The sequence below is a fragment of the Kitasatospora sp. NPDC127111 genome, from assembly GCF_042677465.1.
In the GTDB taxonomy this organism is placed as follows: domain Bacteria; phylum Actinomycetota; class Actinomycetes; order Streptomycetales; family Streptomycetaceae; genus Kitasatospora.
Genome location: NZ_JBHXTG010000045.1, coordinates 65,746 through 72,354, shown reverse-complemented (window position 1 = coordinate 72,354; position 6,609 = coordinate 65,746). Strand labels below are relative to the sequence as shown.

6 protein-coding genes and 1 rRNA gene are annotated in these 6,609 nt (G+C 72.2%); 5 read left to right on the top strand and 2 right to left on the bottom strand.

Going from position 1 to position 6,609, the window contains the following annotated elements; translation table 11 throughout:
- The 5 genes from rrf to ACFVHB_RS25105 all read left to right on the top strand — a co-directional run.
- A 5S ribosomal RNA gene (gene rrf, locus ACFVHB_RS25125) occupies window positions 1-75 on the top strand; the annotation flags it as partial.
- A gap of 263 nt (window positions 76-338) precedes the next feature.
- Complete coding sequence (locus ACFVHB_RS25120; RefSeq protein WP_380326454.1) at window positions 339-3,011, top strand: ATP-binding protein; 2,673 nt, start codon at window positions 339-341, stop codon at window positions 3,009-3,011.
- A gap of 36 nt (window positions 3,012-3,047) precedes the next feature.
- Window positions 3,048-3,728 carry a response regulator gene (locus ACFVHB_RS25115; RefSeq protein ID WP_380326451.1) on the top strand — a complete coding sequence of 227 codons (681 nt, stop codon included), beginning with the start codon at window positions 3,048-3,050 and terminating at the stop codon, window positions 3,726-3,728.
- A 104-nt stretch (window positions 3,729-3,832) separates the two neighbouring features.
- Window positions 3,833-4,240, top strand: coding sequence for an OB-fold nucleic acid binding domain-containing protein (locus ACFVHB_RS25110; RefSeq protein WP_360185081.1), 408 nt, complete (start codon window positions 3,833-3,835; stop codon window positions 4,238-4,240).
- 2 nt (window positions 4,241-4,242) lie between these two features.
- Window positions 4,243-4,992 (top strand): DUF3159 domain-containing protein, encoded by a 750-nt coding sequence (locus tag ACFVHB_RS25105; RefSeq protein WP_380326448.1) that lies wholly within the window; start codon window positions 4,243-4,245, stop codon window positions 4,990-4,992.
- A gap of 93 nt (window positions 4,993-5,085) precedes the next feature.
- Here the strand turns inward: ACFVHB_RS25105 and ACFVHB_RS25100 are convergent, their stop codons facing one another.
- Window positions 5,086-5,757 carry a potassium channel family protein gene (locus ACFVHB_RS25100; protein ID WP_380326445.1) on the bottom strand — a complete coding sequence of 224 codons (672 nt, stop codon included), beginning with the start codon at window positions 5,755-5,757 and terminating at the stop codon, window positions 5,086-5,088.
- Window positions 5,757-6,425, bottom strand: coding sequence for a potassium channel family protein (locus ACFVHB_RS25095; protein WP_380326442.1), 669 nt, complete (start codon window positions 6,423-6,425; stop codon window positions 5,757-5,759). Before ACFVHB_RS25095 ends, ACFVHB_RS25100 begins: the two co-directional genes overlap by 1 nt.
- Window positions 6,426-6,609: the final 184 nt, after the last annotated feature.

Here is a 6,609-nt window from a genome sequence, read left to right as displayed (position 1 = left end):
AACCCGGAAGCTAAGCCTCACAGCGCCGATGGTACTGCAGGGGGGACCCTGTGGGAGAGTAGGACGCCGCCGAACAATCATTCACAGAGAACCCCTGATCCCTCAAGGATCAGGGGTTCTCTGCATTCCCGGCGCCTTTTCAACGCTGGTCCGGGCCGGTCCGGCCGGTCCGGATCGATTCCGGCCTCGGCCGGCGGCCACCCCATCAACATGGCGCTAAAACTGCCAGGTCAGCGGCTGGATCGCTGGCAAATCGTCCGTTACGCCGTAGTCTCGAAGGCGAAGGGAACTGGTGTCCGGGGTGGTCGCCGGGCAGGGCCGGATCAAGAATGGTGCTCATGGGACGCGGCAGGCTGCGGATCTACCTCGGGGCGGTGCCCGGGGTCGGCAAGACGTACGCCATGCTCGCCGAGGCGCACCGGCGGCTGGAGCGCGGGACCGATGTCGTGGTGGCGTTCGTCGAGGACCACGGGCGGCAGCACACCACCGCGCTGGTGGCCGGCCTGGAGGTCGTTCCCCGCCGGGCGCTGACGCACCGGGGAGCCGCGTTCACCGAGATGGACCTCGACGCCGTGCTGGCCCGTCGGCCGCAGGTGGCCCTGGTGGACGAGCTGGCGCACACCAATGTGCCGGGGTGCCGCAACGGCAAGCGCTGGCAGGACGTCGAGGAGCTGCTGGCGGCCGGGATCGACGTCATCTCGACCGTGAACATCCAGCACCTGGAGTCGCTGGGCGACGTGGTGGAGGGCATCACCGGGGTCCGGCAGCGTGAGACCGTGCCGGACGAGGTGGTCCGGCGGGCCGACCAGATCGAGCTGGTCGACATGGACCCGCAGGCCCTGCGGCGCCGGCTGGCGCACGGCAACGTGTACGCGCCGGAGAAGATCGACGCGGCCCTCGCCAACTACTTCCGCCCGGGGAACCTGACCGCGCTGCGCGAGCTCGCGCTGCTCTGGACGGCCGACCGGGTCGACGAGTACCTGCAGAAGTACCGGGCCGAGCAGGGGATCAAGGGCACCTGGCAGGCCCGGGAGCGGATCGTGGTCGGCCTGACCGGCGGCCCGGAGGGCGCGACGCTGATCCGCCGGGCCGCCCGGATCGCGGCCCGTGGCTCCGGCGGTGAGCTGCTCGCCGTGCACATCTCCCGCTCGGACGGCCTGGCCGGTCCGGGGTCGGGTTCCTCGCAGGCGCTGATCGAGCAGCGGGCGCTGGTGGAGAGCCTGGGCGGCTCCTTCCACGCCGTCCTCGGCGACGATCCGGCGGACGGGTTGCTGGACTTCGCCCGTGGTGTCAACGCGACCCAGATCGTGTTGGGCACCAGCCGCCGGCCGGCCTGGCAGTACCTCTACGATCCGGGCGTCGGCGCCACCGTGACCCGGGCGTCCGGCGACATCGACGTGCACATCGTCACCCACGAGCACGCCGCGAAGGGCCTCGGCCGGGTGCCGATCCGCAAGGTCACCGATCTGGGCCGGCCGCGGGCCATCGCGGGCTGGCTGATCGGTCTCGCCGGGCCACCGCTGCTCGCGCTGCTGCTCACCCAGGTGGAGGGCCTCGGGCTCTCCACCGACATGCTGCTGTTCCTGTCGCTGACGGTGTGCGCGGCGCTGGTCGGCGGGCTGTTCCCGGCGATCGCCTCCGCCCTGGTCGGCTCCACCGCGCTGAACTACTACTTCGCTCCGCCGATCCACACCTTCACCATCGACGAGCCGCAGAACATCATGGCGGTGGCCATCTTCACCGCCGTCGGCATCGCGGTCGCCTCGGTGGTGGACCTCGCCGCCCGGCGCACCCACCAGGCGGCGCGCAGCCAGACCGAGGCGCAGACGCTCAGCGCGCTGGCCGGCACCGTGCTGCGCGGCGCACCGGGTGGGGACGGCGTGCTGACCGCCCTGCTGGAGCAGGTCAGGGAGACGTTCCAGCAGGACTCCGCCGCGCTGCTGGAGCGGTCCGACCCGCTCGGTCCGTGGCAGGTGGTCGCGGCGGCCGGCCCGCACCCTCCGGACCGGCCCGAGAGCGCGGACGTGGACGTCCCGGTCGGCGACACGCTGGCCCTGGCGCTGTGCGGCCGGGTGCTGCCCGCCGAGGACCGCCGGCTGCTCGGCGCCTTCGCCGCCCAGGCCGCGGTGCTGCTGGAGCGGCGCCGGCTGGCCGGGGAGGCGGCGGCGGCCCGCCGCGAGGCCGAGGGCAACCGGATCCGTACCGCCCTGCTCGCCGCCGTCTCGCACGACCTGCGCACCCCGTTGGCCGGGATCAAGGCCTCGGTCAGCTCGCTGCGGTCGGCGGACGTGGAGTGGGACGAGGAGGACGAGGCCGAGCTGCTGGCGGGTATCGAGGCCGGCGCCGACCGGCTCGACCATCTGATCAACAACCTGCTCGACATGAGCCGGCTGCAGACCGGCACCGTCACCCCGCTGATCCAGGAGACCGACCTGGACGAGGTGGTGCCGTTCGCGCTCGGCGGGGTCCCGCCGGAGGCCGTCCGGCTGGACGTCCCGGAGACGCTGCCGATGATCCGGGCCGACGGCGGGCTGCTGGAACGCTCGCTCGCCAACCTGGTCGAGAACGCGGTCAAGTACAGCCCGGCCGGGGTGAAGGTGCTGGTCAAGGCGGACGCGCTGGTTCCGGCGGGCGGGCCCGGCCGGGTCGAGCTGCGGATCGTCGACCGCGGTCCGGGCGTGCCCGAGGACGCCAAGGAACGGATCTTCGCACCGTTCCAGCGGTACGGGGACGCGCCGCGCGGCGCCGGGGTGGGCCTCGGGCTCGCCGTGGCGCGGGGCTTCGTCGAGGCGATGGACGGCACCGTCACCGCCGAGGACACCCCGGGCGGCGGCCTCACCATGGTCGTCACCCTGCCGGCCGCCGACCGCCCGCCCGAACCGCCCGGACCTACCGGATCCGCTGGACCTGACGAGTCCGCCGACCGGATCGGGCCGTCCGAACGGGCCGCGAGCCCGACCGGTCCGGCCGAGCCTCCCGAGGCGGCGGCCGGCCTTCCGTCCCCCGCATGACCACCCCTTCCGACAGCTGTGAAAGGCGGAGCCCGCATGACCCGGGTCCTCGTCGTGGACGACGAACCGCAGATCGTCCGCGCGCTGGTGATCAACCTCAAGGCCCGCAAGTACGAGGTGGACGCGGCCCACGACGGCACGAGCGCGCTGGAGCTGGCCGCCGCCCGTCACCCCGACGTGGTCGTCCTCGACCTGGGCCTGCCCGACATGGACGGCGTCGAGGTGATCAAGGGCCTGCGCGGTTGGACCAGGGTCCCGATCATCGTGCTCTCCGCCCGGCACGCGTCCGACGAGAAGGTCGAGGCGCTGGACGCCGGCGCCGACGACTACGTCACCAAGCCGTTCGGCATGGACGAGCTGCTCGCCCGGATGCGCGCCGCCGTCCGCCGGGCCGAGCCGGTGGCCGGTGAGGACGACTCCCTGGTGGTCACCGACAGCTTCACCGTCGACCTCGCGGCCAAGAAGGTGAACCGGGACGGCACGGACGTCCGGCTCACCCCGACCGAGTGGCACCTGCTGGAGGTCCTGGTCCGCAACGCCGGGCGGCTGGTGAGCCAGACCCAGCTGCTCCAGGAGGTCTGGGGGCCCGCCTACCGGACCGAGACCAATTACCTGCGGGTCTACCTGGCCCAGCTGCGGCGCAAACTGGAACGCGACCCCTCGCACCCGCGTCACTTCATCACCGAGCCGGGCATGGGGTACCGCTTCGAGGGCTGACCGCGAGCTGCCGGGGGGCGTGGGGTTGCCGAATACCCGCTGCGGGTATCCCGGCGCGTTCGCGGCCTGCCACCGGGGGCTCCGGAGCCGGTAGCCTTTCCGACATGAGTGGTGACATCAGCAGCGACCAGCCGCAGGGCCGCTTCCGCCGTTTGCTCAGCCGGCTGACCTCCTCCGCGGAGGAGCTGCAGGCGGAGGAGCTGCGCCAGGAGAGCGCGGCGGAGTCGGGCTGCACTCCGATCGCCAGCTGCGGGGACCGTGAACTGGTCACCGTCGCCGGCACCCTGCGCACCGTGACCCTCCGCCCCCGGGCCGGCGTGCCCGCGCTGGAGGCCGAGCTCTTCGACGGCACCGAGGCGCTGGACGTGGTCTGGCTCGGCCGCCGCTCCATCGCGGGCATAGAGCCCGGCCGCCGGCTGGTCGCCAGCGGCCGGATCAGCCACGCACGCGGGCGCCGCGTGCTGTTCAACCCCCGCTACGAGCTGCGTCCGGTCGGACACGGGAGCGAGTGAGCGTGAGCAACCAGCCCGGCGGCGAGCCCGCCGCCCAGCTAGGCCTGGCCGAGGCCGCCCCCGTCGACGACGAGGCGGCCCGACAGGCGGCCGCCTCCAAGGAGGCCGCCGAGAACGTGATGCAGGCCTTCGGCGGCGTGCGCGGCATGATCGACATGACGCTGCCCGGCCTGGTCTTCATCGTCACGTTCAACATCACCCACCAGGTTTCGGCGGCCGCCTGGGCCGCGCTCGGCCTGAGCGCCCTGTTCGTGGTGGCGCGGCTGGCCAAGCGGGAGACCGTGCAGCACGCCTTCAGCGGCGTGTTCGGGGTCGCCATCGGGGCCTGGATCTCGATGAAGACCGGCAAGGCGGAGAACTTCTACCTGCCCGGCCTGCTCTGGAACGTCGGCTACTGCATCGGCCTGGCCGTGTCGGCGTTGGTGCGCTGGCCGCTGATCGGCGTCATGCTCGGCCCGGTCACCGGCGAGATGTTCACCTGGCGCAAGGAGAACCCGGGCCGGCTCGCCGCCTACACCAAGGCGACCTGGGCCTGGGTGGTGATCATGGGCATCAAGCCGGTGATCCTCTTCCCGCTGTACTTCACCCACAACGTCAACCTGCTCGGCTGGCTCAAGGTCGCCCTGGGCATCCCGCCGATGCTGCTGGCGATGTACGTCACGTGGCAGATCCTGCTGAAGGCGCCGCCGCCGATCAAGGCGCAGCTGGACGAGGAACCGGAGCAGGAGCCGGCCGCGGCCGACCGGAAGTGAGCGACCCACGCGGGAGGGCCCGCACTCGACATCGAGTGCGGGCCCTCTCGGTGTTCCGCGGAGCGTTCGCCCGGGGCGCCTACCGGGGCGCCGCTACTGGGCGCCGGAGGAGGTCGAGAGCAGGTTCTCCAGCTCCTCCTCGCGCTCCTGGGCGGCGACGAAGAGCAGCTCGTCGCCACCCTCCAGGGTGTCGTCCTTGCCCGGGGTGAGCACCCGGCCCTCGCGGATGATGGTCACCAGCGAGGTGTCCGGCGGCCACGGCACGTCGCCGACGCGGGTGCCGACCAGCTCGGTGTCGGCGGCCAGGGTGAGCTCGACCAGGTTGGCGTTGCCCTGGCTGAAGCGCATCAGCCGGACCAGGTCGCCGACGCTGACGGCCTCCTCGACCAGGGCGGACATCAGGCGCGGGGTGGAGACGGCGACGTCCACGCCCCAGGACTCGTTGAAGAGCCACTCGTTCTTCGGGTTGTTCACCCGGGCGACCACCCGCGGCACCCCGTACTCGGTCTTCGCGAGCAGCGAGACGACCAGGTTGACCTTGTCGTCACCGGTCGCGGCGATCACCACGTGGCAGCGCTGCAGGGCGGCCTCGTCCAGCGAGGTGATCTCGCAGGCGTCGGCCAGCAGCCACTCCGCCATCGGGACCCGCTCCACCGAGATGGAGTTGGGGTTCTTGTCTATCAGCAGGACCTCGTGGCCGTTCTCCAGCAGCTCGCCCGCGATCGAGCGGCCGACGGCACCGGCTCCGGCAATGGCGACTCGCATCAGTGACCCTCCTTCTCCGGGCCCTGCGCGAACGCGGCCTCGACCGCCGCGAGGTCGGCGCGGCGCAGCATCACGTGCACCAGGTCGCCCTCCTGGACCACCATCTGGGGCGCGGGCAGGACGCCCTCGCCGAGACGGGTGACGAACGACACCCTGGCGCCGGAGGCCTCCTCCAGCTGGCTCAGCCGGTGGCCGACCCAGTCGGGGTGGTAGGCGACCTCGGCGAGCTGGACGGTGCCGCTCGGGTCCTGCCAGAGCGGCTCGGCGCCGCTCGGCAGCAGCCGGCGCAGCATCTGGTCGGCCGTCCAGCGGACGGTGGCCACGGTCGGGATGCCCAGGCGCTGGTAGACCTCGGCGCGCCGGGGGTCGTAGATCCGGGCGGCGACGTTCTCGACGCCGAAGTTCTCCCGGGCCACCCGCGCGGCGATGATGTTGGAGTTGTCACCGCTGGAGACGGCGGCGAACGCGCCGGCCTCCTCGATGCCCGCCTCCTTGAGGGTGTCCTGGTCGAAGCCGACACCCGTCACCCGGCGCCCGTTGAATCCGGCGCCCAGTCGGCGGAAGGCCGTCGGGTCCTGGTCGACGACGGCGACCGAGTGGCCCTGTTTCTCCAGCGCTCTGGCGAGGGCGGAGCCCACGCGGCCGCAGCCCATGATGACGATGTGCACCGGCGCTACCTCACCCGTCCCGTTGGGGTCTTGACCTGCGCAAACACCGTTCGTCATCCTTTCCCGCCCCGCTGTCCGGGGCGAGCGTTCTCGTGGTCGCACGGCTCGACAACCTGAGTGTTGCCCGCCTGCTCGTATCCGACACGCTAGCCGGTCCACCGAACACAGTCGCGACGAAGGGGGG

Excerpts from the sequence above, each read along its gene's own strand:
- ACFVHB_RS25115 (WP_380326451.1), top strand. The coding sequence starts at position 3,048 with ATGACCCGGGTCCTCGTCGTGGACGACGAACCGCAGATCGTCCGCGCG.
- ACFVHB_RS25100 (WP_380326445.1), bottom strand. The coding sequence starts at position 5,757 with ATGCGAGTCGCCATTGCCGGAGCCGGTGCCGTCGGCCGCTCGATCGCG.
- ACFVHB_RS25120 (WP_380326454.1), top strand. The coding sequence starts at position 339 with ATGGGACGCGGCAGGCTGCGGATCTACCTCGGGGCGGTGCCCGGGGTC.
- ACFVHB_RS25110 (WP_360185081.1), top strand. The coding sequence starts at position 3,833 with ATGAGTGGTGACATCAGCAGCGACCAGCCGCAGGGCCGCTTCCGCCGT.